At 67.6% G+C, this 26,204-nt stretch carries 19 protein-coding genes; 5 read left to right on the top strand and 14 right to left on the bottom strand.

Features of this window, described 5'->3' with window-relative positions; translation table 11 throughout:
* Positions 1-8: 8 nt before the first annotated feature.
* Genes CDO87_RS13860 through CDO87_RS13875 form a run of 4 tightly spaced genes read left to right on the top strand, consistent with a single transcriptional unit; the run spans position 9 to position 5,572 of the window.
* The gene (locus CDO87_RS13860) at positions 9-2,084 is read left to right on the top strand and encodes a TRAP transporter permease (protein ID WP_100929317.1); all 2,076 of its coding nucleotides are present in this window, start codon (positions 9-11) and stop codon (positions 2,082-2,084) included.
* Entirely contained in the window at positions 2,081-2,470 is a 390-nt protein-coding gene (locus tag CDO87_RS13865) for a DUF1850 domain-containing protein (RefSeq protein ID WP_100929318.1), read from the top strand. Before CDO87_RS13860 ends, CDO87_RS13865 begins: the two co-directional genes overlap by 4 nt.
* A 4-nt stretch (positions 2,471-2,474) precedes the next feature.
* A complete protein-coding gene (locus tag CDO87_RS13870; protein WP_100929319.1) occupies positions 2,475-4,247 on the top strand; it encodes an ATP-binding protein in 1,773 nt (590 codons plus the stop codon).
* Positions 4,244-5,572 (top strand): sigma-54 dependent transcriptional regulator, encoded by a 1,329-nt coding sequence (locus CDO87_RS13875; protein WP_100929320.1) that lies wholly within the window; start codon positions 4,244-4,246, stop codon positions 5,570-5,572. Before CDO87_RS13870 ends, CDO87_RS13875 begins: the two co-directional genes overlap by 4 nt.
* Positions 5,573-5,709: 137 nt before the next feature.
* Here the strand turns inward: CDO87_RS13875 and CDO87_RS13880 are convergent, their stop codons facing one another.
* The 12 genes from CDO87_RS13880 to CDO87_RS13935 form a co-directional block, all read right to left on the bottom strand.
* Positions 5,710-7,032 carry an FAD-binding oxidoreductase gene (locus CDO87_RS13880; RefSeq protein ID WP_100929321.1) on the bottom strand — a complete coding sequence of 441 codons (1,323 nt, stop codon included), beginning with the start codon at positions 7,030-7,032 and terminating at the stop codon, positions 5,710-5,712.
* Positions 7,029-8,057 (bottom strand): ABC transporter ATP-binding protein, encoded by a 1,029-nt coding sequence (locus tag CDO87_RS13885; RefSeq protein ID WP_100929322.1) that lies wholly within the window; start codon positions 8,055-8,057, stop codon positions 7,029-7,031. The genes CDO87_RS13880 and CDO87_RS13885 overlap by 4 nt, the downstream gene beginning before the upstream one ends.
* Complete coding sequence (locus CDO87_RS13890) at positions 8,054-9,097, bottom strand: ABC transporter ATP-binding protein (RefSeq protein WP_100929323.1); 1,044 nt, start codon at positions 9,095-9,097, stop codon at positions 8,054-8,056. Before CDO87_RS13890 ends, CDO87_RS13885 begins: the two co-directional genes overlap by 4 nt.
* A 14-nt stretch (positions 9,098-9,111) precedes the next feature.
* Entirely contained in the window at positions 9,112-9,996 is an 885-nt protein-coding gene (locus CDO87_RS13895) for an ABC transporter permease (protein WP_100929324.1), read from the bottom strand.
* A gap of 16 nt (positions 9,997-10,012) precedes the next feature.
* Positions 10,013-10,963, bottom strand: a complete 951-nt coding sequence (locus CDO87_RS13900) for an ABC transporter permease (RefSeq protein WP_100929325.1) — start codon at positions 10,961-10,963, stop codon at positions 10,013-10,015.
* A gap of 89 nt (positions 10,964-11,052) precedes the next feature.
* Positions 11,053-12,696, bottom strand: coding sequence for a peptide ABC transporter substrate-binding protein (locus CDO87_RS13905; protein ID WP_100929326.1), 1,644 nt, complete (start codon positions 12,694-12,696; stop codon positions 11,053-11,055).
* Between the two features lie 104 nt (positions 12,697-12,800).
* Positions 12,801-14,132: an FAD-binding oxidoreductase gene (locus tag CDO87_RS13910; protein ID WP_100929327.1), complete on the bottom strand. Its 1,332-nt coding sequence runs from the start codon at positions 14,130-14,132 to the stop codon at positions 12,801-12,803.
* Positions 14,132-14,833, bottom strand: coding sequence for an SDR family NAD(P)-dependent oxidoreductase (locus tag CDO87_RS13915; RefSeq protein WP_100929328.1), 702 nt, complete (start codon positions 14,831-14,833; stop codon positions 14,132-14,134). Before CDO87_RS13915 ends, CDO87_RS13910 begins: the two co-directional genes overlap by 1 nt.
* Positions 14,830-15,336 carry a MarR family winged helix-turn-helix transcriptional regulator gene (locus tag CDO87_RS13920; RefSeq protein WP_100929329.1) on the bottom strand — a complete coding sequence of 169 codons (507 nt, stop codon included), beginning with the start codon at positions 15,334-15,336 and terminating at the stop codon, positions 14,830-14,832. Before CDO87_RS13920 ends, CDO87_RS13915 begins: the two co-directional genes overlap by 4 nt.
* A 458-nt stretch (positions 15,337-15,794) precedes the next feature.
* Positions 15,795-18,047 carry a molybdopterin-dependent oxidoreductase gene (locus CDO87_RS13925; protein ID WP_100929330.1) on the bottom strand — a complete coding sequence of 751 codons (2,253 nt, stop codon included), beginning with the start codon at positions 18,045-18,047 and terminating at the stop codon, positions 15,795-15,797.
* Between the two features lie 271 nt (positions 18,048-18,318).
* Positions 18,319-21,438, bottom strand: coding sequence for an efflux RND transporter permease subunit (locus CDO87_RS13930; protein WP_100929331.1), 3,120 nt, complete (start codon positions 21,436-21,438; stop codon positions 18,319-18,321).
* A 5-nt stretch (positions 21,439-21,443) separates the two neighbouring features.
* On the bottom strand, positions 21,444-22,616 hold the full coding sequence (locus tag CDO87_RS13935; RefSeq protein WP_100929332.1) for an efflux RND transporter periplasmic adaptor subunit: 1,173 nt from the start codon (positions 22,614-22,616) through the stop codon (positions 21,444-21,446).
* A gap of 151 nt (positions 22,617-22,767) precedes the next feature.
* On the opposite strand from CDO87_RS13935, the gene CDO87_RS13940 reads away from it, so the two are divergent.
* The gene (locus tag CDO87_RS13940; RefSeq protein ID WP_254698126.1) at positions 22,768-23,424 is read left to right on the top strand and encodes a TetR/AcrR family transcriptional regulator; all 657 of its coding nucleotides are present in this window, start codon (positions 22,768-22,770) and stop codon (positions 23,422-23,424) included.
* A 15-nt stretch (positions 23,425-23,439) separates the two neighbouring features.
* Here CDO87_RS13940 and CDO87_RS13945 read toward each other — a convergent pair whose 3' ends face one another.
* The gene (locus tag CDO87_RS13945; protein ID WP_100929333.1) at positions 23,440-25,266 is read right to left on the bottom strand and encodes a dipeptide ABC transporter ATP-binding protein; all 1,827 of its coding nucleotides are present in this window, start codon (positions 25,264-25,266) and stop codon (positions 23,440-23,442) included.
* Between the two features lies 1 nt (position 25,267).
* Positions 25,268-26,203: an ABC transporter permease subunit gene (locus CDO87_RS13950; protein ID WP_198521724.1), complete on the bottom strand. Its 936-nt coding sequence runs from the start codon at positions 26,201-26,203 to the stop codon at positions 25,268-25,270.
* Between the last annotated feature and the right edge of the window lies 1 nt (position 26,204).

A 26,204-nucleotide genomic window follows, 5' to 3' on the forward strand; every position in this document is an offset into this window, starting at 1 on the left:
AGACCGACATGACTGACCAAGCCGCCCCGCCTGTCCCGGCGGAGACCCATGGCGTGGCTTTTCCGGCCGGACGGGTCGGACGCGTCCTGTTCTGGATCGCCGTGATCTTTTCGCTGTTCCAGATCGCCACCGCCGCCCACCTTCTCGACATGCCCAGCCAGATCGTGCGGGCCATCCACGTGGGCTTCCTGATGGCGCTGACCTTTCCGCTGGTGGCCTACGCCCGCGACGCGTGGCCTGGCCTGCGCGCCCTTGCCTGGGTGCTGGCCGCCGCGGGCATCCTCGTGGCCTGCTACCAGTGGGTCGAATACCAGGACCTGATCCTGCGCGCGGGCCGCCCGACCGGCGCCGATATCGCCGTCGGGGTCATAGCTCTCGTCACCGTCTTCACCGCCGCCTACTGGATGATGGGCATTGCGCTGCCGATCATCGCTGGCCTGTTCCTGATGTACTGCCTTTTCGGCGAGTATCTGCCCTATCCGCTGGACCACCGCGGTTACGCCTTCGAGCAGGTGATCGACCACATGGCCTTCGGTACCGAAGGCATCTACGGCATCCCGATTTACGTGTCCTCGACCTACATCTTCCTGTTCATCCTGTTCGGCTCGTTCCTGGAACGGGCGGGGATGATCCAGTTGTTTACAGACGTGTCCATGGGGCTCTTCGGGCACCGGCAGGGTGGTGCGGCGAAGGTGTCGGTCGTGTCGTCGGGCCTGATGGGGACGATCTCCGGCTCCGGCGTCGCCAACGTGGTGACGACCGGGCAGTTCACCATTCCGCTGATGAAGCGCTTCGGCTACCGGGCAGAGTTCGCGGGCGGCGTCGAATCCACCGCCTCGATGGGCGGCCAGATCATGCCGCCGGTCATGGGGGCCGTGGCCTTCATCATGGCCGAGACGCTGGACGTTCCTTACGTCGAGGTCGTCAAGGCGGCGCTGGTCCCGGCGATCCTCTACTTCGCCTCCGCCTTCTGGATCGTGCACCTCGAAGCGGGCAAACACGCGCTGCGCGGCCTGCCGAAGGAGGACTTGCCGTCCCCCATGAAGGCGGTGCGCGAGGGCTGGATGCTGCTGGTGCCGCTGGGGGTGCTCGTCTACCTGCTGTTCGGGGGCTACACGCCGCTGTTTGCGGGCACGGTCGGGCTTGGCCTGACGGTCCTGCTGATCCTCGGCGGTTCCATCGTGCTGGGCCTGCCGTCACCGGCGCTCAGGACGGTGTTCTGGATCGGGCTCGGCCTTGTCACCGCGGCCTTTCTGCAGTTCGGCACCAATATCCTCTTCATCGCCATCGCGGCCCTCCTGGCCTGGTGCGCGCTGACGAAAGGCGGGCGCGAGACGCTGGCCCTGATCCGCGACAGCCTGGCTGAGGGCGCCCGCACGGCGCTGCCGGTGGGTGTGGCCTGCGCGCTGGTCGGCGTCATCATCGGCACCATGACCCTGACGGGGGCGGCCAACACCTTCGGCCAGTTCATTGTCGCCATCGGGCAGGAGAACCTCTTCCTGTCGCTGGTGCTGACAATGGTCACCTGCATCTTCCTCGGGATGGGGATCCCCACGATCCCCAACTACATCATCACCTCGTCGATCGCGGGACCCGCACTTCTGGACCTCGGCGTGCCGCTGATCGTCAGCCACATGTTCGTCTTCTACTTCGGCATTCTCGCGGACCTCACACCCCCCGTGGCGCTGGCATGCTTTGCCGCAGCCCCCATCGCAAAGGCGAACGGCCTAAGGATCTCGATGGAGGCGATCAAGGTCGCGGCGGCAGGTTTCGTCATCCCCTTCATGGCGGTCTATACTCCGGTCCTGATGCTGCAGCCGGGCGGTCCCCTGGCGGAGGCAATCGGCTTCTGGCCCGCCGTGGCCTACGTGGTGTTCAAGACCGCCGTGTCGATCATGCTCTGGGGCATCGCGGTGATCGGCTGGTTCGGCCACAGGCTCGGCTGGCCGGTGCGGGCCCTTGCCATGGTCGCGGCCTTCACGCTGATCGCCTCCGTGCCGATGACGGACGAGATCGGCTTTGCACTGGTGTTGCTCACCGCCGGGCTGATCTGGTTCGGCGGGCGCAAAGCGGCGCAGGCATGAGCGCGCTGTGCATCGGTGCCACCGTGGCCGCGTTGGCGGCGCCGCAGTTCACCCTGTCATGGACGCATTCGGTGGAACGCACCGGCTGGAAGGAGACATGGGTGGTGGAAGAGGACGCGCTGCGGCTTGTCCGGAGCGCGGTGCAGGGGTCGGGCGCCGGGATGGAACCTGGCCCGGACGCCCGGCTGCAGGACGGCTGGTGGGTCTGGGACAGCGACGTGCGGGTGCCGGAACTGATGCTCGCCGCCTCCGGCGCGACGGTGGGCGGATGGGAGCTGTGCACAGGGACGGTCTGCCGCGAGATCGGCGTCACCCCCGGCGCGCCGGTGCGCATCGCCCCCTGCGACGAAGACAGTTCCGCCGCCGTGGCTCTCGTGTCAGAGTGACGCCATGAGACCGCTCCGTCACAGAGCCTTCTGGCCGCTGGTTGTGTTCTGTGCCGCACTTGCGGCCGGCGTGGCGGGCATTGCCGCGTGGCACGTGGCGAAGGGCGCGCTGGCGCAGAGGGTGGACCGGTCGCTTGTCCTGACGGCCCGCACCATCGAGGCAGAGATCGAACGGTTCCGCTACCTGCCCTCCATCGCGCTGGAGGACCCGCGCATCCGTGCCGCCGTCGCGACCCCGGACGACACGGTGAGGACGGAGGCCGCCAGCCGGGCGCTGGAGATTGTCGCCCGTCAGTCGGGGGCCAGCGAGCTTTTCCTGCTGAACGACACCGGCACCGCCATCGCGTCGAGCAACTGGCTGGACGACAAGAGCTTCGTCGGCGAGAATTACGCCTTCCGCCCCTATTTCAAGGACGCTATGAGCGGTGGGGCAGGGCGGTTCTACGCGGTGGGCGTCACCACCGGGGAGCCGGGCTATTTCCTGTCCTCGCGCGCCGACATCGACGGGCGGCCCGCGGTGATCGTCGTGAAGGTCGACCTGCGCCCGCTGCAGGACACTTGGGCCGATGCCGGGGACACGCTGGCGGTTGCCGACAGTTTCGGCGTCATCATCCTGTCGGGGCTGGAGGACTGGCTCTACCGCCCCCTGCTGCCGCTGTCGCCGGAGCACCGCGCCGCCATCGTGGAGGAGCGCGTCTTTGCCAACATCCCGGTGGCGGATCGGCTGCCGCTGCTCGACGGGGCGGGGCAGGAGCTCGTGCCGGTCGGCGGCGGCACGCGGCTTTTGCGGCGGCAGGCTCTTCCCGTGGACGACTGGGTCCTCCTGGGCAGCACGTCGCTGGCACCCGCGCTGCGTGGCGCGTCGATCACGGCGGGCGTCGTGCTGCTGACGGCGCTGGCGCTCGGGGCGCTCTTGCAGACGTGGTGGCAGAGGCGGCGGCTGATCGACATGCGGCTGCGGCAGGGCGCCCTGCTGGAGGCGCGCGTGGCAGAACGGACCGCCGCGCTTGCCCGCGAGATCGAGGAGCGGCGGCGGACCGAGGACGACCTGCGCGCGGCACAGGATGCGCTCATCCATTCGGAGAAGATGGCAGCGCTGGGGCGCATGTCGGCGGCCATCGTGCACGAGATCAGCCAGCCTCTTGCCGCGATGGAGGCCACGCTTGCCGCCACGCTCTTGTCGGGCACCGTCACGGACCCCTACGCCACCTCGCGGATCGAGAAGGCGCGCAGCCACATCCGGCGGATGCTGCGGACGATCCGGCACCTGAAGAGCTTCTCGCGCAAGGAGGCCGGAGAGCGGTCGCCGGTCGCGGTCGACCCGGCCATCCGCAATGCCATGGAACTGGTCGCGCCGCGGGCGACGGACGAAGGCGTTACCATCGCCTTCGATCCCGAAGGGGCGGTGCCGGTGATCCTCGCCGGGCAGGTCCGGCTGGAACAGGTGTTGGTCAACCTGCTGATGAATGCGCTCGACGCCGTGGCAGGGCGGGACGAGCCGCGCATCCGGGTGGAGCGGCGGCAGTCCGGAACGGCCGTCGAGATCGCTGTCATCGACAATGGCCCGGGCATACCCTCGTCGATGCTGACCAAAGTGGTGGAGCCGTTCTTCAGCACCAAGAAGACCGGCGAGAGCCTTGGGCTCGGGCTATCCATTTCGCGCAACATCGTGGAGGAGTTCGGCGGCCAGCTGACGCTGTCGAACGCGGCGGGGGGCGGCACCTGTGCGCTTTTGACCTTCGAGGCGCTGGCCTCCGACAGGATCGCCGCGGAATGACCGGTGCCCGCGTGTTCGTCGTTGACGACGACCCGGACCACCTTGAAGGGCTGTGCGACCTGATCTCGGCCGTGGGGCACGAGACCGTCGCCTTCGACGCGGCCGCGGCGGCGCTGACTGCTGCCATCGCCACACCGCCCGACCTCGTGCTGACCGACCTCAGGATGCCGGGGATGGATGGCATCGGGCTGCTCGACGGGCTGGTCGATGCGGGCTGCGACGTGCCCGTGGTGCTGCTGACCGGCCATGGCGACGTCGCCCACGCCGTCCGGGCGATGCAGCGCGGGGCAGAGGATTTCCTCGAGAAACCCTATGACGCCGGGCACCTGATGTCGGTGATCGAGCGCGCGCTGAAGACCGGGCGCCTGAAGGCCGAGGTCGCGCGCCTGCAGACGCGGCTTGAGGAGCAGGCAGATTTCATCGGCGAGAGCCGCACGATGGCCGCCCTGCGCGGCACCCTGGCAAAGATCGCACCGCTGGCCATCGACGTGGTCCTGACCGGAGAGACGGGCACGGGCAAGGAGCTGGCCGCGCGCCTGCTGCACCACCGCGGGCCGCATGCGCAAGGCCCCTTCGTCGTGGTCAACTGCGCCACCCTGCCGGAGGCCGGGGCCGAACCGATCCTGTTCGGCGACACGCGCGCCCCGGCAGAGGGGGCGCCGAACCCCGGCCTGATCGCCTCTGCCGACGGGGGGACGCTGTTCCTCGACCAGATCGACACCCTGTCCATGGCGCTCCAACCGAAGCTGCTGCGCATACTGCAGACCCGCGAGACGGACGGGCCCTCGGGGCCGCGCAAACTGGACTTCAGGGTGATTTCCTCGGCCTCCGGCCCGCTGCGCGACGCGATCCGGCAGGGCACCTTCCGCGAGGACCTCTATTACCGGATCGCGGGTTACGAGGTGGCGCTTCCCGCGCTGCGACAGGTGCCGTCGGACGTGCCGCTGATCTTCGCGCATTTCCTCGCCGGCGCCGCCGCGCGGCACGGGCGGCAGACACCAGAGATCACCTTCGACGACCGCAAGGCGCTGCAGGGCCATCACTGGCCGGGCAATGCGCACGAGTTGCGCATCATGGCGGACCGGCACGTCCTTGGCCTGAGGCGCCCGCGCACCGTGGCGCGGGAGGGCGGCGCGGGCGGTGTGGTGGGCACGGGCCAGACGCTGCGGGACCTCGTGGCCGACTTCGAAGCCAAGGAAATCAGCCGCGTGCTCGACCAGTGCAACGGCAACACGGAGGCCGCTGCCCGCATTCTCGGCCTGCCGCGCCGGACGCTCAACGACAAGATTGCGAAACTGTCGCTTGCCGCGGGTCGAAAGAAGTGAGCCCGGGGCGGCGCAGTCCCTGAGCGAGACTGAGGTTTGTCCGACACCGCGCTCAGGCACTGACCACAGGCCAATGCCGGTCCGGAGGATGCTCGCGGCGGTCTACATCCCAAGGACCGGTGACTCTCCAAGGCGGGTCAGGCGTGCGGCGGCAGCTCCACGCCGTCGCGGCGGGCGGCGAGGTTGTCCTGCATGCCGTACCAGCGCAGCATCAGGGCGGGCGCGAAGGACATGTAGGGCGGCGCCGACTTCAGCCGTTCGACCGGCAGGGCAAGGTCCTTCTCCGCCGTGCCCTCCGCCCAGTCGGCGAGGATGCCGCCCAGCATGGTGCCGGTGGGAACGCCGCGCCCCGAGAGCCCGGTGCAGGCCAGCGCGCCCGGCCCAAGGTCGTAGAGGCGGGGAATGGTGTGGCGCTGCATGTCCAGTTCACCCATCCAGTAGTAATCCCATGTCGTGCTTTCCGGCACCTGCGGATGCAGCCAGCGCAGCCGGTCCATGAACATCCGGCGCGTGTACTCAAGGTCGCGGCCGCGTTTGCCCATCGGGAACATCGAGGCCACGATCCGGCCCTCGCGGTTGTACTTGTAGACGAAGATGTCGCCGCGCCCGTCGTGCATCGTCCCGTCGAAGGGAAGCACCTGGGCCCGGACATCGTCGGGCAAGGGGCTGGTGGCGGCGAGGATGACTTTCTTGATGCGGAAGGTCTTGTCGAGCCCCTTCCAGCCGCCATCGGTATAGGCGCCTGTGGCCATGATGACTTTGTCTGCCACGACCTCGCCCGCATCGGTGCGGACGTGCCACCTGTCGCCCTGCCGGTCGACCTTCGACACCTTCGAACGCGTGAACAGGCGGGCGCCTTCCTGCAGCACAGCGCGGGCAAGCCCGCGAGAGTAGCTCAGCGGGTTAAGGTGACCGCCCGACTCCAGCATCCAGCCGCCGTGAAAACGGTCGGAGCCTGTCAGGCGCTTCGCCTCGGCGGCATCGACAACGCGCGAGGGGCAACCGACAGAGGCATAGCTGTCGGCCTTCTTGCGGATACGGTCCATGCGCGAAGGCGTCAGTGCCCCGTGGAAATAGCCGTTCTGTTTCCATTCGCAGGAGATCTGGAAATCGCGGATGAACTCGGCGGCCATGTCGGCCCCCTTTGTCTGGCGGGCGATCAGGCGGGCGGCCCTTTCGTGGCCCAGCAGGCTGCGCAGCTCGTCCAGCGAGTAGTAGGAGAACGTCGGCGTGCAGTGCCCGGCATTGCGGCCCGACCCGCCGAACCCGGCCTCCTGCGCTTCGAGCAGCACGACCTCGTGACCGCGGCGGCGCAGCTCGATGGCTGTCGTCATGCCGGTGTAGCCGCCGCCCACCACGCAGACATCGGTGCGCACGGTGCCCTCCAGCGGGCCGGTGTCCGGCGCGGGGGTGGCCGTTGCATGCCAGAGCGTCGTGTCGAAGGGGGAAAACTGGGTCATGCCATGTGCTTTCGTCTGGAAGAGGAGGTGCTGTCGCCTATCGCCGGCACGAGGGTCAGGTCGTCGCGGATGCAGGCGCTCAGGTGTCCGGGGCCGCGCGGCCGCAGTTCCGGCCGGGCGCGGGCGCAGTCTGGGGTGGCGTGCGCGCAGCGGGTGCGGAAGACGCAGCCCGAGGGCGGCGACAGCGGGCTGGGTGGTTCGCCCTTCATCGGGATACGGGTCCGGCGTGCGCCGACGGTGGGTTGCGGGGCCGCGGAAAGCAGCGTCTCGGTGTAGGGGTGCCTGGGCGAGGCAAAGAGCGCACGGGTGGGTGCGATCTCCATGATCTGGCCGAGGTACATCACCGCCACCCGGTCCGCGATGTGCCCCACCACGGCAAGGTCGTGGGTGACGAACAGCAGCGTCAGGCCCATCGTGTCGCGGATGTCGGAGAAGAGGTTGAGCACCTGCGCCTGCACCGACACGTCGAGCGCCGAGACCGGTTCGTCCGCAACCATGAAGTCCGGCCGCACGATCAGCGCGCGGGCGATCCCGATGCGCTGCCGCTGCCCGCCCGAGAATTCGTGCGGATAGCGGGTGATCATGCTGCGCGGCAGGCCCACGCGCTCCAGCGTGTCGGCAGCCACGTTGCGGCGGTCGCTGGCGTTCAGCTCCGGCTGGTGGAAGCGCAGGGGCATGGTCAGACTGTCCTCGACCGTCATGCGCGGGTTGAGCGAGGAAAAAGGGTCCTGGAACACCATCTGCATCTTGCGCCGGTAGGGGTGCAAAGCGGCGTGGGACCGGATGGCAAGGTCGGTGCCCTCGTAGAGCACCGATCCTGACGTCGGACGCTCCATCATCATCAGGGTGCGGCCCAGAGAGGACTTGCCCGACCCGGATTCGCCCACCAGCCCCAGCACCTCGCCGCGCTGGATGCGCAGGTTCACACCGTTCACCGCCTTCACCGCGGCGGTCTGCCGGCCCAGCACGCCCTGCCGGACGGGATAGTGCTGCTTGAGGTCGACGGCTTCGATCAGCGTAGTCATGCGGAGATGTCCTCCATGCAGTTCGGGTTCAGCGCGGCGTCCTCTGCCCGGGCGCAGCGCACCGGATGACCGGGTTTGCCGTGCGGCAGCAGGTCCGGCATGGTCGTGTCGCAGGTCCCGGCCTGCGCGAAAGGGCAACGGGGATGGAAGCTGCAGCCGTGGGGCAGGTCGCCGGGCGTGGGGACAAATCCCTCGATCGTGCCGAGCGCGCCCTTCTTCAGGCCCGCATCCTCCAGCCGTGGCACAGAGGCCAGAAGGCCCCGCGTGTAAGGCATGCGCGGGCGGGTCAGAACGTCTTCGAGCGTGCCTTGCTCGACGATGCGGCCGGAGTACATGACCATGACCCGGTCGGCGATCTCGGCCACGACGCCGAAGTCATGGGTGATGAACAACATCGCCATGCCGGTCCGCTTCTGGATGTCGCGCAGGAGTTCGAGGATCTGCGCCTGCACCGTCACGTCGAGCGCGGTCGTCGGTTCGTCGGCGATCAGCAGGTCCGGTTCCAGCGCGAGCGCCATGGCGATCACCACGCGCTGCCGCATGCCGCCCGACATCTCTCCCGGGTAGGCCGTCATGCGGCTTTCCGGGTCGGGGATGCCCACGAGGGTCAGAAGTTCCAGCACGCGGGTGCGGATCTGCGCCCGGGTCATCTTGCGGTGATAGCGCAGCGCCTCGGCGATCTGGTCGCCCACGCGGTGCACCGGGTTGAGCGAGGTCAGCGGTTCCTGGAAGATCATCGCGATCTTCGGCCCTCGCACCGCGGTCATGCGGCGTTCGGATAGTTCCAGCAGGTTGACCCCGCCGATGGTGACGCTGCCCCGGATGACGCAGTGCCGGGCATCGGGCAAGAGCCGCATCAGCGCGAATGAGGTCACCGATTTGCCCGACCCGGATTCGCCCACCAGCGCCAGCGTCTCGCCGCCGTGGATGTCGAAGTCGATGCCATGCACCACCGGCAGTTCGCGGCGGCCGCCCTTGAAGCTGATCGACAGGTTGCGGACCGACAGGACGGGGTCGTTCGAGGGGGATGCGGTCGTCATGGATCTCGCCTCGCCTATTTGACCGAGCGGGCATCCAGCGCGTCGCGCAGCCCGTCACCGATGAAGTTGAAGGAGGTCACCGCGAGGGTGATGGCGACGCCGGGCACGATGGCGAGCCACGGCGCGCTGTCGAGGTACTGCTGCGCATTGTTCAGCATGTTGCCCCAGCTCGGCAGCGGCGGCTGGATGCCGTACCCGAGGAAGGAGATGTAGGCCTCAAGCAGGATGGCGCGGGCGACGGTCAGCGTGGCGGCCACGATGATCGATCCCATCACGTTGGGAAGGATCTCGCGCAGCATGATCCACCAGTGCGGCGCGCCGATCATGCGTGCGGCGGCGGTGAAGTCGCGGGAGGCCTGCCCGCGTACCTCGGCCTCGACGATACGCGCCACTTCCATCCACGAGGTCACCGCGATGATGAGGGTGATCATCGCCGGGGACGGTTGCAGGAAGGCGGCCAGCGTCAGCATCAGGAAGATCGACGGGAAGGACAGGAAGGCGTCGACGACGCGCATCAGTCCGGTGCGGGTCCAGCCGCCGAAGTACCCCGCGACCAGCCCGATCACAGTGCCGATCAGGGTCGACAGCACCATGGCGGTGAAGCCCACGGTCAGCGAGATCTGCCCGGCGGAGAACAGCCGCGCGGCGATGTCCCGGCCCAGCGGATCGGTCCCGAGGATGTGGTTCTCGGTCAGGGGCGGGGAGAAGCGGGCGCGCAGGTCGATATACAGCTCATCGAAGGGCAGGAAGTAGGGCCCGAGGAAACACGCCAGCGTCAGGGCGACGATCATGAACAGGCCGACCATCGCAAGGCGATGGCGCATGAACTTGCGCATGCGCGGCCCGGTGAACAGCGACAGGGGCGTGCGGCGGACGGCGGGGTCGGGAAGGGCGGTCATCTGTGCGGTCCTTTCGTCAGCCGAGGCGGATGCGCGGGTCGGCCAGCGCCACCCCCACGTCCGCGAGGAAGTTGCCGATCACGGTGAGGATGGCCGAGAACATCAGGAGCCCCATGATGACCGGGTAATCGTTGTAGCCGAGGCTATCGATGAACAGCCGCCCGAGGCCGGGCCAGGTAAAGACGGTCTCGGTCACCAGCGCGCCGCCGATGATGGTGGGCAGCTGCAGCCCGGCGAGGGTGATCATCGGGATCAGCGCGTTGCGCACGATGTGGGCGCTGATGATGCGGTAGCGTGGCAGGCCCTTGGCCCTGGCGGTGCGGACGAAATCCTGGTCCATCACGTCGAGGGTGGAGGCCCGCATGTAGCGGCTCCAGATCGCGACGTTGACCAGCGCCAGCACCAGAGAGGGCATGATCAGGTGGATGAGGTAGTCGCCAAGGCTCTGGTCGCCCACGGTGTACATGCTGCCCGCAGGCAGCCAGCCCAGTTCCAGCGAGAAGAAGAAGATGGCGACGAGCCCGAACCAGAACGTCGGGATCGAGAGCGCGATCATCGCCCCCACCGTGGCCATGTAGTCGAAGATCGAATAGCGCTTCAGCGCGCCGAGCACGCCGATCAGCGTGCCGAGGCTGACGGCGATGGCGGTGGAGGTGCCCATCAGCAGAAGCGTCGCCCACATGTGCCGCCAGATCACGTCGGTGACCGGCGAGAGGTCGCGGTAGCTGTTGCCCCAGTCGCCGCGCACCATGTGAACCAGCCAGTCGAGGTACTGGATCGGAATGGGCCGGTCGAGACCCATCTGCGCCGCGATCCGGTCGAGGTCGGCCTGGCTCATGCCCGGGGTCATCGCGTATTGCGACAGCGGCCCGCCCGGTGCGAGGTTGATGACGGTGAACCCGATCATGGACACGATCAGGATCAGCACGGTGCCCTGCAGGACCCTGTTGATGAGGAAACGTAGCATGGTGCGGCCTCCGGATGGGAAAGGGGCGGCCGTCCCCGGCGCACGCGTGGCGCGCCGGGCTGGCCTGTTCGGTCAGGTCTGGGTGCGGGTCAGGACCAGCTCCAGTCCTGCATGTTCCAGAAGGTGATCCGCACGTTGATGTTCGGCTGGTAGCCGTTCATCGTCTCGGCGTGGCCGCGGACCTCGTTGCGCTGGAACAGCGGGAGGAAGGGCAGTTCCTCGCGGACGAGCGACTGGATCTCTTCGTAGATCGGCTTGCGCGCCTCCGGCGAGACGGTGGTCGCGCCCTCGGTCAGCAGGGTGTCGATCCGCTCGTTCGCGTACTGGAAGGTGTTCTGTCCGGCGCCGCCCTGCGCGTTGATTGCCTCGCTGTGGAAGTAGTCGCGGGTGTCCGGGTCGGGGCCGGTCAGGAAGATGATCCCGGCCACGGCCATGTCGAACTGCGACTGCATCCAGTGATCCGCCCACATCACCGCCGGCGGCAGGTTCGAGATCGACATCTCGATGCCCATGTCCTTCCAGGTCTGCTGCAGGAACTGCTGAAGCTGCTCGCGCGTGTGGTTGCCCGCGGTGGTCGAGCAGACGAAGCTCAGGCGCTGGCCGTCCTTCTCGCGGATGCCGTCGGAGCCCACGACCCAGCCCGCCTCTTCCAGGATCGCCTTGCCCGCCTCGGGGTCGTAGACGTGCTGCGGCAGGTCCGCGTTGTAGTAGAAGCTCTGCTGCGGCATGTAGGTTTCGGTGGGCGTCGGCAGCCCGTAGTAGAGCGCGTCGATCACCGTCTGCTTGTCGACGCCGAGGTAGAGCGCCTCGCGCACGGCCTTGTCGGCCAGCACCGGGTTGCCGAGGTTCAGCGACAGCGTCTCGACCGTGCCCACCGGGACCAGCTCGACGGTCTTGCCCGGCAGGGTGGAGGCTTCGGCATAATGGTCGGGCGAGATGCCCTGAAGCGCGATCACGTCGATCTCGCCGGTCTTGAACTGGGTATAGAGCACCGTCAGGTCAGGCACGTACTTGACCACCACCCGTTCGATCTGCGCCTTGTTGCCGTGGTAGTCGGGGTTGGCCAGAAGCTGGATGTTGTCGCCCGGCGCGCGGCTGTCCCACTTGAAGGGGCCGGTGCCGATGGGTGTCTGGTTGAACGGCGCCTCGTTCGGATCGACGCCGTCGAAGGCGTGCTTGGGGATGATCATCGTCCAGCTCAGGATCGCCATGTAGGGCGCGAAGGGCGACGACATCTTCCACGTCAGCTCGGTGTCGGAGACGACGGTGATCTCCTCGATCAGCTCGTGGCCAGTGCGGCGGGCGGCGCGGAAGTTGTCGTCCTTCTGCAGCTCCAGCGTGAACTTGACGTCCTCCGCCGTCATCGGCGTGCCGTCATGCCAGGTGACGCCCTCCTTGAGGGTGATCTTCCATTCGGTGCCGTCCTCCGAGATGCCGCCGTTCTCGACCGTCGGAACCTCGGTCACGAGGCGCGGCGCAAAGGTGCCGTCCGGCTCCACCGAGAAGAGCGGATCGAAGAGCGCCCAGTGAATGCCCTCGTCGACCTCGATGTGCAGCATGTGCGGGTTGAAGACGGTCGGCTCCTGGCTGATGCCGACGATCACCTGCCCGGAGGCCTGGGCGCGGGCAGCGCCCGGGAAGGAGGCGAGCCCCAGCCCGGCAGCGCCCAGAAGGGTCATCCCGAGGAAACCTCGGCGGGACGGATGCGAAAGGTCGTTTCCAGTGTTGGTCATGGGTACGTTCCCCTGTTCGGTGAATGGAAGGTCAGTTTCGATCTTGGTCCGGCGCTTCTGGCGGCGCCGCTTGCGTCGCCCGGGTCTTTCACCGGGCGGGCGTTTCAGAACCCGTCGTCGGGTTTCAGGCGGGTGCCGTCCGAGAACCGCGAAAACCGGAAGTGATGCGGGTCGACGCAGGTCTGGCGGCCGGTGACGATCTCGGACATCAGACGGCCGGCGGCGGGGCCGATCCCGAACCCGTGCCCGGAGAAACCGGACGCCATGAAGAAACCGGGCAGCGAGTCCACGGCGGAGATCACCGGCACCGCATCGGGCGTGACGTCGATGTATCCCGCCCAGCTTTGCCGTGGTCTGGCGTTGGCGAAGATCGGAAAGGCCTTCGCCGCGGCCTCCAGCGTGTTGCGGACCACCTTGGCGTGCGGCTTCGGATCGAGCACGCGGGTGTACTCGAAGGGCGTGGTCTCGTCGTTTCGCCACTTGCGCGCGTAGGAGGCCTCCTGCGCGAAACGCGGGCCGAAGCGCAGGCGCAGGTCGCGCCACTGGTGTTGCAGGGCGGGCAGGTACTTCAGCGCCAGCCGGAAGCTGTCGGGCACGATGTCGACCACGTTCACGGACCCGGACGCCAGCGTGTAACCGCCGTCCTTGCGCTTGCGGAACGAGAAGTCGCTGGTCCAGTAGGCCGCCTCCGGGCCGCCCTCGATCGGCTCTGTCCGCACGACGGTGTTCATCACCTTCAGTTGCGGGAACTCGATGCCGAGATTGCCCGAGAACAGACGCGACCATGCCCCGCCGGCCAGCACCACGGCGTCGCAGGCGATGGGGCCGCGCTCTGTCACCACGCCGCTGATAGCGCCGCCGCTGGTCTCGACCCCGCGCACGGCGCATTCGGTCAGGATGACGGCGCCCTTGTCGCGAGCCGCCTCGGCGATGGCGGGGGCGGCAAGCTGCGGTTCGGCGCGCCCGTCGGCGGCGGTGAAGAGACCGCCCTTCACGGGTTCATTGCAGCCGGGCATGACCGAGTCGAACTCCGCGCCCGAGACCATGCGGCTGTCGAGCTGGTAGGGCTTCAGGTGGTCCGACCAAGATTCGTACTGCGCCATCTGCTTGTCGCTGCGGCAGGCAAACAGGATGCCGGATTGCTTGTAGCCGAGTTCCCGCCCGGTCCGTTCCTTCAGCCCCGGCCAGATGCGCAGGGCTTCGGCCATCAGGGGGATCTCGCGCGGGTCGCGGCGGGAAATGCGTACCCAGCCCCAGTTGCGCGAGCTTTGTTCCTGACCGATGCCTCCCTTTTCACACAGCGCGACGCGCAGGCCCTTCTCGGTCAGTTCGAGGGCGGTGGAGGTGCCTATGATGCCTCCGCCGATCACGACGACATCGACCTTGCCGGGCAGGTCTTCGTCTCCGTGGACAGGGGTTACACGTGGTCCGGGCATCAGAATATTCCGTCAAGTTGGCAGTTGAAGGTGATCTCCGCCTGGCAAAGCGTGCCGGGCGTTTCGATGGTGTTGAGCGTCAGGGCGGCGAGGTCCCCCACCTGGGTCATCGCCTCGACCGGAAGCGACCCGTTCGCGGCGGAGAGGCCCATGTCGGTGGCGACAATGCCCGGGCAGATCGCGGTGGCGCGGATGCCGTGGTCCCAGCCTTCGTGGCGCAGCGCGTGCGCCAGCCCCACTGCGGCGAACTTCGAAAAGGCATAGAGGCCGGAGCGCTGCGATTTCACCCGCTTGCCCGAGAGCGAGGCCATGACGACGATGCGTCCCGATCCGCTGTCGATGAGCGGCTGCCACGCCGCGGCAGCCAGGCGGCGCGGGGCGTGGGCGTTGACCTCGAAAAGCCGCAGCACCTTTGCATCATCGCCGGTCACGATGCTGTCGTGTTCCAGCAGTCCCGCGCAGGCCACGACGGCGTCGATGCGGCCATGGCGATCCATGACGCCCGCGACCCAGTCCTGTTCTCCGCCCGCGGTGGCATCGTAGCCGACCACTTCGGCCGCGTCGGGTGTCAGGCCCTCGGGCAGGGTGTCGGCGTTGCGCAGGCCCAGCGAAACGAACCATCCACGCCGTACCGCTTCGCACGCGATACCCAGGCCGATCCCGCGGGATCCGCCGGTCAACAACATGATTTTTCGGGTCATGACCTGTTTCGCTTCCAATCCAGTCCGTTGTGGCGCTCGACGTATGCGGCGGCGATCTTGCGCAGCAGGGCCACGGTTTGTGCGTGTTCCTCGGCGGTCAGCATCCAGAAGGCCTCTTCGGGTTCGCGGCCGACGATGCCGCGCACCTCGTCCAGCGCGATCCGGCCCTTGTCGGTGATGAAGAGCTGCTGGCGGCGCTTCGTCTCCGGGTCGGGGCGGCGGTCCAGCAGGCCGTCGGTGATCAGCTTGTCCACGAGCCGGGTCATCGCGGGCGCGTCCTTGCCGGCGAACTGTCGGATCTCCGAGGCCGTGATGCCGGGCTGATGCTCCACGATGAACAGGGTCGAGACCTTCCCGGTCCCACCCGCCAACGGCGAGCCGGAGAGCTTCTTCTCCAGGTCGCGCGACACCCAGAGGTTCAGCACCCGGATGTAGTAGCTGATCGCCGTGCTGAGGCAGTCGATCTCGATTTCGTCGAAGCAGTCCTTCGGAGTGTCGGTCATCGTTACGCGTTCTTCTGATCGTTTAAGTGCGGCGTGACTTGTCTTTGCGTCACTTCGCACAGGTTGCGCAGGACAATTGTCGATGACAACTGTCATCGACAACTTTTTGCTGAAATCGGGGGGTTTGGCGCCGTCAGACGTCGATTGATGTCATTTTGGGCTGATTTCAGAGCGGGGCGGTCGTTGGCGCGCCTGGATGTGAGGCCGATTGAGGCCATCCCATGGAATCGCGCGACTCACCTGCGGACGGTTCCGGTCATTCGCAGTGAGGGGAAGGGTTACTCTGAAAGTGCCGGGTAAGGGGCACCCCTGCGGAGCAAGCGCGGAAACACACGACCGCCGGGGACGGCGTCGTGGAATGGGCCCGTGACCCCTCCGGTGCTAGGAGCGTGCCTGTGGAGGCGGCTCCGCACGGGGACGGTGTCACCCGCACGGAGGAAGGCGGCCGGCGAAGTGCCTCAGGTGTCGAGGCGTGCGACGTCCACCAGCGCCGTGTGTGCGCTGCAGCCCTGACCGAGTTTCGAGGTGCCCACGTCCTTCGTCAGGACGTTGGGGTTGCCGTCCAGGTCGATGTTCCCGCCCGGGTCGCTGAACCACGCGCCGGTCGGCAGGGCGACGACACCGGGGCGGATGTCATCGGACACCTGCGCCCGGGCGCGACAGGCGCCGCGCGTATTGAAGACCCGCAGAAGGTCGCCCGTGCTGATTGCCCGAGTGGCCGCGTCGTCGGGATGGATGACGAGCGTCGCGGGCCGTGCACCCGGTACATCCGCCAACGCGCTTTCGAGCTGGCTGTGCAGCTTGTCGCCGGGCTGGGGCGAGACGAGGTGCAGCGGTGCCTCGGGGGCGGCGGACCCCAGCCACTCCGACGGCGGCAGCCAGATCGGATGACCGGGACAATCGTCATACCCGAACCCGTCGATGGTCGTGGAGAAGATCTCGATCCGGCCCGAAGGCGTCCCGAGCGGAGCCTGTTCCGGGTCCTCCCGGAAGGGGCCGAAATACGAATGACCGACGCGGTCCGAGCGGATGGGCAGCTTGATCCAGTTCTCCTGCCGCAACCCGTCGAGGTCGGGGATCTCGATCCCCTGCGCCGCGGCCCGTTCCCGGTAGTCGGCATAGAGGATCTCGATCCAGTCGTCGGCGCTGCGGCCCTCGGAAAAGACCTCGCCAACACCGATCCGTTCAGCCAGACCGGCGAAGATCGCGTAGTCGTCGCGCGCCTCGCCCACGGGCGACACCAGCCGCGGCATGTGAAAAAGGTGGTCGTCCAGGCTGGACCGGCCGATGTCCTCGCGCTCATAGGGGGTGGTCGCGGGGAAGACGATGTCCGCGCGCTTGGCCGTGGCGGTCCACCATGGTTCGTTGACGATGATCGTCTCGGGCTGCTGCCAGGCCTCGTGCAGGGCGTTGAGGTCCTGGTGATGGTGATACGGGTTGCCGCCCGCCCAGTAGATCAGTCGGATGTCGGGGTAGGGCGCGCGCTGGCCGTTGAAGTCGTAGGGCTGCCCGGGGTTGCGCAGCATGTCGGCGATGCGCGCCACGGGGATCCGCGTCTGTACCGGGTTCGTCAGCTGCGAGAAGGTCATCCCCGACATGGCGTCGAGCGTCTTGCCCACGCCGCCGATTGCGCCGTAGCCGTAACCCACGCCGCCACCGGGCAGGCCGATCTGACCGAGCATCGCAGCCAGAACTGCGGACATCCAGTAGGGCTGTTCCCCGTGTTCGCCGCGCTGAAGGGACCAGGCTACGGTGATCAGCGTGCGGGTCGACGCCATCCGGCGCGCGAGGTCGCGGATCGCGTCAGGCGCCGCGCCGCAGAGCTCTGCGGCCCATTCTGGGGTCTTCGGCGTGCCGTCGCGCTCACCCATGAGGTAGGGGCGGAAGCGTGCGAACCCCTCGGTGTAGCGGTCGAGGAAGGCGTGGTCCGTCAGGCCCTCGCTCTCCAGCACATAAGCCAGCGCCAGCATGAGCGCGGTGTCCGACCCCGGCCGGACCGGCAGCCACGCGCAGCCCGCGGGCGCGTCCGTCCGCTGCGGTCCGACGTTCAGGCAATACATCCCCTTGCCGAGAAAACGCTGCATCCAGCCCGCGGTGTCGTGATCGGTCACGCCGCCCATGCTGACCTGCGCGTTCTTCGGGTTGATCCCGCCGAACATCACCAGCGTTTCGGTGTGGTCGTGGATCGAATGCCAGCCCTCCTGATGCTCGTAGAGCAGCGACAGGAAGTTGATGCCGAAGACATGGGGCATGATCGATTGAGCGCAGCCGGTGGAATAGCTGCCGAATGAGGCGACGTAACCGCCGATGCTGTTCAGGAACCGGTGCACCTGGCTTTGCGCGTGGTGGAACCGTCCGGCCGAACTCCAGCCGTAGGAGCCGCCGAAGATCGCCTCGTTGCCGTGGGTCTTGCGGATGCGGTCGATCTCTGCCGCGGCGATGTCGAGGGCCTCGTCCCAGGGCAGTTCGACAAAGTCGCCGGTGCCCCGCCCGCTGCGCTGGCGGGAGTCCAGCCAGCCGCGCCTGATGGACGGCCGCGCCACGCGGGAACGGTGATGCACCGCCTGCGGGAGGATGTCGGGAATGTGCGAGGGATGCGTGTCGCCCGAGAACGGGCGCGTGGCGACGATGCGGTCGTTCTCCACGTCCACCTCGAAGGCGCCCCAGTGGCTCGACGTGACCCTGGTGAAGCGTGCGGCGGTGTCGTCCATGTCGCGTCCCTGTCTGCGGCTCGATTGCGTGCCAATCCCTAGCCAACATGGATCGGTCCGCCAAGGGAGTGCGTGCAGGATCGTGCGCGGATCGCCGTCTGACGGAGTGTGGGGGAGGACCGGGGCGCGGACTGGCTGCGGGCCACGAAAGCCGTGCACGTAGTCGGTTGCGCGGTGGTCGGTTGAGATTTTAGGAAAGGGGGCGTTCCGGTGCCCGTGGACCGGACCCGGGCGCAGGGGAGGGACGGGGCATCGCTGCCCCGCCCGGTGGTCATTCGGCCGGTTGCGCTTCGGCGGCCGGGCGCTTGCGGGTGAACAGGCGCACCACGATCACGAAGAACAGCGGCACCAGCAGCACCCCGAAGATGGTGGAGGACAGCGTGCCCCCCAGCACCCCGGCGCCGATGGCGTTCCGTCCGCCGGAGCCCGCGCCGGTGGAGATCACCAGCGGCACCACGCCGAGCGAGAAGGCCATGGAGGTCATGATGATCGGACGGAAGCGCTGCTTGGCAGCCTCGATTGTCGCGCTCAGCACATCCTCGCCCGCCTCCATTCTGTCGCGGGCGAATTCCACGATCAGGATGGCGTTCTTGCCGGTCAGACCGATCACCGTCAGCAGACCCACCTGGAAGAACACACCATTCTCGTAGCTGCCCGCCCACGCCCCGAGCAGCGCGCCGAGCACGCCGATGGGCATGGCCAGCATCACCGCGAAGGGGATCGACCAGCTTTCGTAAAGCGCGGCCAGCGACAGGAACACGGCGGCCAGGGACAGCGCATAGAGCAGCGGCGCCTGGTTGCCGGATTCCCGCTCCTCCAGCGACAGGCCGGTCCAAGACAGGCCGAAGCCCTCGGGAAGCTGGGATACGAGGCGCTCCATCTCTGCCATGGCTTCACCGGTGGTGACGCCCGGCGCGGGGCTGCCCTGGATCTGGAGGGCCGGCACGCCGTTGTAGCGGTAGACGCCCTGTGCGCCCATTTTCCACGATCCCTCGGCAAAGTTGGCGAAGGGCACGAGGCCGCCGGAGGCGTTGCGCACACGCCACTTGGTCAGGTCCGAAGGCGTGGACCGGCTGTCCGCCTGTCCCTGCACGTAGACCCGCTTGATCCGGCCCCGGTCGATGAAGTCGTTCACGTAGGCCCCGGCCCATGCGATCCGCAGCAGGTTGGACACGTCGGAGGCCGTCACCCCCATCGCGCCCGCCTTGCGCCAGTCGATGGCGAGGTTGAACTGCGAGGCATCCTCGAGCCCGTTGGGACGCACACCGGTCAGAAGCGGGCTTTGTGCCGTCATGCCCAGAAGCTGGTTGCGGGCGGCGACGAGTTCCTCGTGGGTCTGGCCGCCACGCGCCTGAAGGTACATGTCGAAGCCCGACACGTTGCCCAGTTCGGTAACGGCAGGCGGCACGACCGGGAAGACGAAAGCATCCTGGATCTGCGACAGCGCGCCGAAGGCCCGACCGGCGACGGCCCGGGCCGACAGCGCCGGGTTCTCCCGTTCGGACCAGTCCTTCAGACGGACGAAGGCCAGCGCCATGTTCTGCCCCTGACCGGCAAAGCCGAAGCCCGCCACGCCGAAGACCGCCTCAACCGCGTCCGCCTCCTGTTCGAGGAAGTAGGTCTGCACCTGTTCGACGACCTCCTCCGTCCGCTCCAGCGTCGCGCCGGTGGGGGCCTGGATCATCACGAACATGATGCCCTGGTCCTCGTCCGGCAGGAAGCCGGTGGGCGTGCGCATGAACAGCGCGACCATGCCGCCGACGATCAGCAGGTAGATCAGCGTCATGCGGAACGGCCGCCGCACGATGCCGCCGACCGCCTTGCCGTAGCCGCGCGTCGTCGCGCCGAACCCCCGGTTGAAGAGGCCGAAGAAGCCGCGCTTTTCGCCGTGGGACTGCTTGAGCATCGTGGCGCAGAGCGCCGGGGTAAGGGTCAGCGCCACCAGCACCGACAGCGCCATGGCCGACACGATGGTGACGGAGAACTGCTGGTAGATCACGCCGGTCGACCCGCCGAAGAAGGCCATGGGCACGAACACCGCCGACAGCACCATCGCGATGCCGATCAGCGCGCCGGTGATCTGGTCCATCGACTTGCGGGTGGCTTCGCGCGGGGAAAGGCCCTCTTCTTCCATCAGGCGTTCGACGTTCTCGACGACCACGATGGCGTCGTCCACGAGCAGACCGATGGCCAGAACCATGGCGAGCATGGTCAGCGTGTTGATCGTGTAGCCCATCACCGCGAGAACTCCGAAGGTCCCCAGGATGACGACCGGCACGGCCAGCGTCGGGATCAGCGTGGCACGAAGGTTCTGCAGGAACAGCAGCATCACGAGGAAGACGAGGATGATCGCCTCGACCAGCGTGCGCAGCACCTCCTCGATCGAGATCTCCACGAAGGGGGTGGTGTCGTAGGGGATGGTATAGGCGATGCCGGCGGGAAAGAACTGCGCGAACTCCTCCATCCGGGCGTGCACCAGCTCAGACGTGTCCAGCGCGTTGGCGCCGGGGGCGAGGCTGATCGCCATGCCGCTGGCGGGCTGGCCGTCGTAGGTCGGGGTGAAGTTGTACCCTTCGGAGCCGATCTCGACCGTGGCCACGTCGTCCAGCAGCACGAGGCCGCCATTCTCCTGCGCGCGCAGGACGATCTGGCGGAAGTCCTCCGGCGTCTGGAGCAGCGACTGCGCGGTGATCGTGGCGTTCAGCATCTGCCCGTCGGCGGTGGGACGGTCGCCGAATGCCCCGGCCGAGATCTGGGCGTTCTCGGCACTGACCGCCGCCACCACGTCCGAAGGCGTCAGTTCATAGGCGGTCAGTTTCGACGGGTCGAGCCAGATGCGCATGGCATACTGGCCGCCGAAGACCTGCACGGAGCCGACGCCCTCGATCCGGGACATCTCGTCCACGAGGTTGGATTTCAGGTAGTCCGACAGGTCCGTCTGGTCGAGGCTGCCATCCGGCGAGATCAGCGCGATCACCATCAGGAAGCCCGCCGAGGACTTCTGCACCGTCACGCCCTGCCGCTGCACGCTGTCGGGCAGCAGCGGTGTGGCCTGCGCCAGCTTGTTCTGCACCTGCACTTGCGCGATGTCCGGATCGGTGCCGGTCTCGAAGGTCAGCGTGATGCTGGCCGTCCCCGCCGAGGTGGAGTTCGACGACACGTAGCGCATCCCGTCGAGGCCGGTCATCTGCTGTTCGATGATCTGCGTGACGGTATTGGCCACGGTCTGCGCCGAGGCACCGGGATAGGTCGCCCGGATGGAGATCGAGGGCGGCGCGATCTGCGGATACTGCGCGATGGGGAGCGTCAGCACGGACAGGATGCCGATCCCCATGACGATGATGGATATGACCCACGCAAAGATGGGCCGTTCGATGAAGAAACGGGCCATTGCGCTTACTCCGTTGCCGTGGTGGCGTCGCCGGGGGTCTCGGCTGCGGCCTCGGCGGTGCGTTCCGCCGGGGCGACGGTGGCGCCCGGTCCGGTCTTCTGCACGCCTTCGACCACGACGCGGTCGCCGGGGTTCAGGCCTTCGCTGACCACCCAGTCGGAACCGCGGTCCTGCAGGATCGTCAGCGGACGGACCTCGACCACGTTGTCGGCGTTCACCACCCATGTCTGCGGGTTGCCGCGGCGGTCGCGGGTGACGGCCTCCTGCGGGACGAGGTAGACGTTGTCGAGCTGCGCGGTCGGCATCTCGACCTGCACGTACATGCCCGGCAGCAGAAGCATGTCGGGGTTCGGGAACTCGATCCGAAGGACGATCACGCCCGTCTGTTCATCGACGTGCGGTTCGGCGGCGGTCAGCTGGCCTAGCTCCGAATAGGATTCGCCGTCGGCCAGGGTCAGCTTGACTTCGCCCGGGGTTTCATCGTCCAGCGCCGTGCCACGACGCCAGGCCAGCAGCTCGGCGGCGGATTGGGTCACGTCGACATAGACCGTGTCCAGCTTGCGGATCGTGGTCAGCGGTGTCGACTGGCTGGCGGTCACCAGCGCACCGCGCGAGATGTCCGAAAGGCCGATCCGCCCCGAGAGGCGGGCGCGGATCTCGGTGTGGTCGAGGTCGATCTGGGCGGACCTGAGCGCCGCCTCGGACATCACCACCTGTGCATCGGCGGTGTCGCGGGCAGAGGTCGCCTCGTCCACCGCCTGCTGGCTGGTGACACCGCGTGTCGACAGGCTGCTGACCCGCTCGAAGTCACGCTCCGCCGCCCGTTGCTGGGCCTGCGACGCGCTGAGCTGCGCCTCCGCCTGCGCGACCGCGGCCTCGTAGGTGGTCGGGTCGATGGTGTAGAGCAGGTCGCCCTCCTCGACCATCGTGCCTTCCTTGAAGTGACGCTCGGTGATGATGCCGTTGACCTGCGGCCGCACCTCCGCCACCGCCGACGCGCGCACGCGGCCGGGCAGGGTGGAGGTCAGCGTCAGCTCCTGCGGCTGCATCGTCGCCACGGTGACCGCCGCCGGAGGACGTTCGCCCCCCTGTTGCTGCGCCAGCGCCGGGTTGAAAGACAGCGGCAGGACAGCCGCCAGAAGAAGCGCCCGAAGCGGGGCGGTCGTGACCGAACGCATTGTCGGCTCCTTTTCGCGAATCCGGCGAAATCGCTTGGCGCAATCCGGCGGAGTATTTAAAAGACTCGCGAGTCTCATAAGTACCGTAATGTGGATTCCGCAAGATGCTTTTTGTCGCGAGGGGCAAAGCACGGCGATTTGGAGGGCTGGCGTGGCACGCATCGCACAAGCAGTCGGCGAGAACGACGATCCTGTTCCCGTCCGCAAGGGGCGCCCCGTGGTCATGGACGCGGAGGAACGGCGCGACGTGATCCTCGGCGCGCTCGACGACCACTTCCACGAGGTGGGGCTGGCGGGGATGACCATGGCGGCCATTGCGCGCCGCGCGGGCATGTCGAAGCAGACGCTTTACGGCCTGTTCCAGGACCGCGACACGCTGTTCGACGCCTATATCGAGAGACGCTTTGCGAAGTGCGCCCCCATGCCGGACCTGCCGGAAGACGCCTCCTTTGCGGTCCGGCTGCGCAAGCTCTTCATGATCGACGAACCCGGCGACCGCTGGGACCTGCCCATTGCGCTCTTCCGCCTGGCCATCGCGGAGGCGGCGCAGCACCCACGGCTCAGCCGGCGCTGCCTTGAAGAAGGTCCGCGCAACAAGCAGGCCATCGTCCGGGCCGAGATCGAGCGGGCCTGCGCGCGCGGCGAACTTCGGGTCGGCGACCCGGCCGCCGCGGCGACCCTGCTGCTCGACATGCTGAACCTGCCGGTGATCGAGGCGCTGATCATGACCGACGAACATCCCTGCCAGACAGCGCGCAAAGCCCGGTTCGAGCTGGGCCTCAGGGTCTTCCTGAACGGGATTTCCTGAGAGGGTCCCGGCGGCTCAGGCCGCGGAGACAGCGCCCCCCGCCCGGGGATGTTTCAGCAGGCTGTCCAGCGGATCGTGTTCCGCCACGAGGTGACCGCCGCCCATGTCGCGCAGTTGCGGAACATACACCTCGCCCTGATCGGCCAGACGAGAGGGCAGGAACCGCAGCGAGGCGCGCGGGTCCATGGGCGAGGGCAGCTCGCCCGGGATGCGGATGCGGGTCCGGGCGCGCTCGGCCTCCGGATCGGGGATCGGCACGGCGGAAATCAGCGCCTGCGTGTAGGGATGCTGCGGACGGGCACAGATGGTATCTGCATCGCCCATTTCCACGATCCGCCCGAGGTAGAGCACCATGATCCGGTTGGAGATCGCGCGGACCACGGACAGGTCATGGCTGATGAACAGCATCGACATGCCGAATTCGTCCTGAAGGTCCTTCAACAGCTTCACGATCTGCGCCTGGATCGAGACGTCGAGCGCGCTGACCGCCTCGTCGCAGACGATAAGCTTGGGCCGGGTGATCATCGCGCGGGCGATGCCGACGCGCTGGTTCTGACCGCCGGACAACTCGTGCGGGTAGCGGTTGTACATCGACGGGTCGAGGCCGACGCGGGTCATCATCGCCGCCACTTCCTCGCGCCGCTCGCGGGCGGTCATCTCGGGGCGGTGGGTCTGCAACGGCTCCGCGATCGAGGCGGAGATGGTCAGCCGGGGATCGAGGCTCGCCAGCGGGTCCTGGAAGACGATCTGCAGGTCGCGGCGTTCCCGCTTCAGCGCCTTGCGGTCCAGTTCGGTCAGCGGCTTGCCCAGCCAGGACACGGTGCCCGACTGCGACGCGATCAGCTGCAGCACCGCGCGGGCGAGGGTGGACTTGCCGCAGCCGGATTCACCGACGATGCCCAGCGTTTCGCCTTCCTTCAGGTCGAAGCTGACGCCGTTGACCGCCTTTAGCGGCACCGTGCGCCCGAAGAGCCCGCCCTTGACGGTGATCGGGAAGTGCACCTTCAGGTCGTCCACGTCGAGGACGGTCCTGCCGGTGACGTCGCCCGGTGCATCGCCCTTGTCGATCCGGGGCATGGCTTCAAGCAGCTTGCGCGTGTAGGCGTGTTCGGGCCGTGCGAAGATGCGCTCCACCGGGCCGTCCTCCACGAACTCGCCCAGTCGCATCACCTTCACGTGGTCGCACATGCGGGCGACGACGCCCATGTCGTGGGTGATGAGTGCAATGGCGGTGCCCATCTCCTTCTGGAGGGTGGCCATGAGGTCCAGAACCTCCGCCTGCACGGTCACGTCGAGTGCGGTGGTCGGTTCGTCCGCGATCAGCAGCTTCGGGTCGCAGAGCATGGCCTGGGCGATCATCACGCGCTGGCGCATCCCGCCCGACAGTTCGTGGGGGTACTGGTCGAGGCGGCGCTCGGCCTCCGGGATCTGGACGCGGTTCAGCCAGTCGAGGCAGTGGGCACGTGCCGCACGGCCGCGCAGACCCCTGTGGACCCGCAGCACCTCGGCCATCTGCGCGCCGATCTTCAGGTGCGGGGTAAGCGCGGTCAGCGGGTCCTGGAAGATCATGCCCACGTCCGCGCCCCGGATCGCGTTCAGCCGTTTCAGGGGCACGTTCAGGATCTCCTGCCCGGACAAGGTCACCGACCCGGTGGCGCGTCCGTTCGGAGGCAGAAGGCCCATCGCGGCCATGAAGCTCTGCGACTTGCCGGAACCGCTTTCACCCACGATGCCAAGACACTGGCCTGCGGCGATGTCGAAGGACACGCCCTTGACGGCCTGCACTTCGCCATCGGGCGTGTCGAAGGAGACGTTCAGATCCTTGACGGAAAACACGGTCATGTCAGCGGTCCTTCGGGTCGAGCGCGTCGCGCAGGCCGTCGCCGATGAAGAACATCGCGATGATCAGCGTGACGTAGAAGAAAAGCGGAAACAGCAACTGCCAGAGGGTGCCGTAGGCCATGGTGCCCGCGCCCTCGGCGATCAGGCGGCCGAGGGAGGTGTTGGGCTCAGATATGCCGAGGCCGAGGAAGGAGATGAAGCTTTCGGCCAAGATCATCTCGGGCACCAGCAGCGAGGCATAGACGATCACCACACCCGCGAGGTTGGGCAGGATGTGGCGGCGGATGATGGTGGCCTCCGACACGCCGGTGGCGCGGGCCGCCTCGATGAACTCCCGGCCCTTGAGCGTCAGGGTCTGGCCGCGGACGATGCGGCTCATGGTCAGCCAGGAAACCGCGCCGAGCCCGAGGAACAGCGCGACGAAGCTGCGTCCGGCGACGACGAGGATGAGGATCAGGATCAGTGTCAGCGGGATGGCCAGCATGATGTCCACGAAGCGCATCATGACGCTGTCGAGACGACCGCCGAAGTAGCCCGCGACGACGCCCCAGAGCGTGCCGACGACCAGCGCCATGGCGGCGCCGATCAGCCCGACCAGCAGCGATGTGCGCGTTGCCTGGATCGTCCGGGCGTAGAGGTCGCGGCCAAGGTCGTCGACGCCGAAGTAGTGCCCCGTCTCCAGCGACGGCATGCCCATGCCCTTCACGTCGCCCATCACGACCCAGTCGATTTCCTCGTTGGACCATTGCGAAAGCAGGGGGCCGAACAGCACGAACAGCACGATCAGCGCGAGGATGACGACGCTGGCCATGGCGGCCTTGTTGCGCAGGAAGCGGTTGAAGGCGTCCCTCAGCAGCGACCGACCGCGCACCGCGGTGAAGTCGGTGATCTCGCCGGCCAGCGCGGCGGCCTTGGGGGATGTTCCGAAAAAGCGCATG

The organism is Sagittula sp. P11 (assembly GCF_002814095.1).
Lineage (GTDB): Bacteria > Pseudomonadota > Alphaproteobacteria > Rhodobacterales > Rhodobacteraceae > Sagittula.

Coding starts and splice junctions, on each gene's coding strand:
- CDO87_RS13860 (WP_100929317.1), top strand. CDS start 9: ATGACTGACCAAGCCGCCCCGCCTGTCCCGGCGGAGACCCATGGCGTG.
- CDO87_RS13865 (WP_100929318.1), top strand. CDS start 2,081: ATGAGCGCGCTGTGCATCGGTGCCACCGTGGCCGCGTTGGCGGCGCCG.
- CDO87_RS13870 (WP_100929319.1), top strand. CDS start 2,475: ATGAGACCGCTCCGTCACAGAGCCTTCTGGCCGCTGGTTGTGTTCTGT.
- CDO87_RS13875 (WP_100929320.1), top strand. CDS start 4,244: ATGACCGGTGCCCGCGTGTTCGTCGTTGACGACGACCCGGACCACCTT.
- CDO87_RS13880 (WP_100929321.1), bottom strand. CDS start 7,032: ATGACCCAGTTTTCCCCCTTCGACACGACGCTCTGGCATGCAACGGCC.
- CDO87_RS13885 (WP_100929322.1), bottom strand. CDS start 8,057: ATGACTACGCTGATCGAAGCCGTCGACCTCAAGCAGCACTATCCCGTC.
- CDO87_RS13890 (WP_100929323.1), bottom strand. CDS start 9,097: ATGACGACCGCATCCCCCTCGAACGACCCCGTCCTGTCGGTCCGCAAC.
- CDO87_RS13895 (WP_100929324.1), bottom strand. CDS start 9,996: ATGACCGCCCTTCCCGACCCCGCCGTCCGCCGCACGCCCCTGTCGCTG.
- CDO87_RS13900 (WP_100929325.1), bottom strand. CDS start 10,963: ATGCTACGTTTCCTCATCAACAGGGTCCTGCAGGGCACCGTGCTGATC.
- CDO87_RS13905 (WP_100929326.1), bottom strand. CDS start 12,696: ATGACCAACACTGGAAACGACCTTTCGCATCCGTCCCGCCGAGGTTTC.
- CDO87_RS13910 (WP_100929327.1), bottom strand. CDS start 14,132: ATGCCCGGACCACGTGTAACCCCTGTCCACGGAGACGAAGACCTGCCC.
- CDO87_RS13915 (WP_100929328.1), bottom strand. CDS start 14,833: ATGACCCGAAAAATCATGTTGTTGACCGGCGGATCCCGCGGGATCGGC.
- CDO87_RS13920 (WP_100929329.1), bottom strand. CDS start 15,336: ATGACCGACACTCCGAAGGACTGCTTCGACGAAATCGAGATCGACTGC.
- CDO87_RS13925 (WP_100929330.1), bottom strand. CDS start 18,047: ATGGACGACACCGCCGCACGCTTCACCAGGGTCACGTCGAGCCACTGG.
- CDO87_RS13930 (WP_100929331.1), bottom strand. CDS start 21,438: ATGGCCCGTTTCTTCATCGAACGGCCCATCTTTGCGTGGGTCATATCC.
- CDO87_RS13935 (WP_100929332.1), bottom strand. CDS start 22,616: ATGCGTTCGGTCACGACCGCCCCGCTTCGGGCGCTTCTTCTGGCGGCT.
- CDO87_RS13945 (WP_100929333.1), bottom strand. CDS start 25,266: ATGACCGTGTTTTCCGTCAAGGATCTGAACGTCTCCTTCGACACGCCC.
- CDO87_RS13950 (WP_198521724.1), bottom strand. CDS start 26,203: ATGCGCTTTTTCGGAACATCCCCCAAGGCCGCCGCGCTGGCCGGCGAG.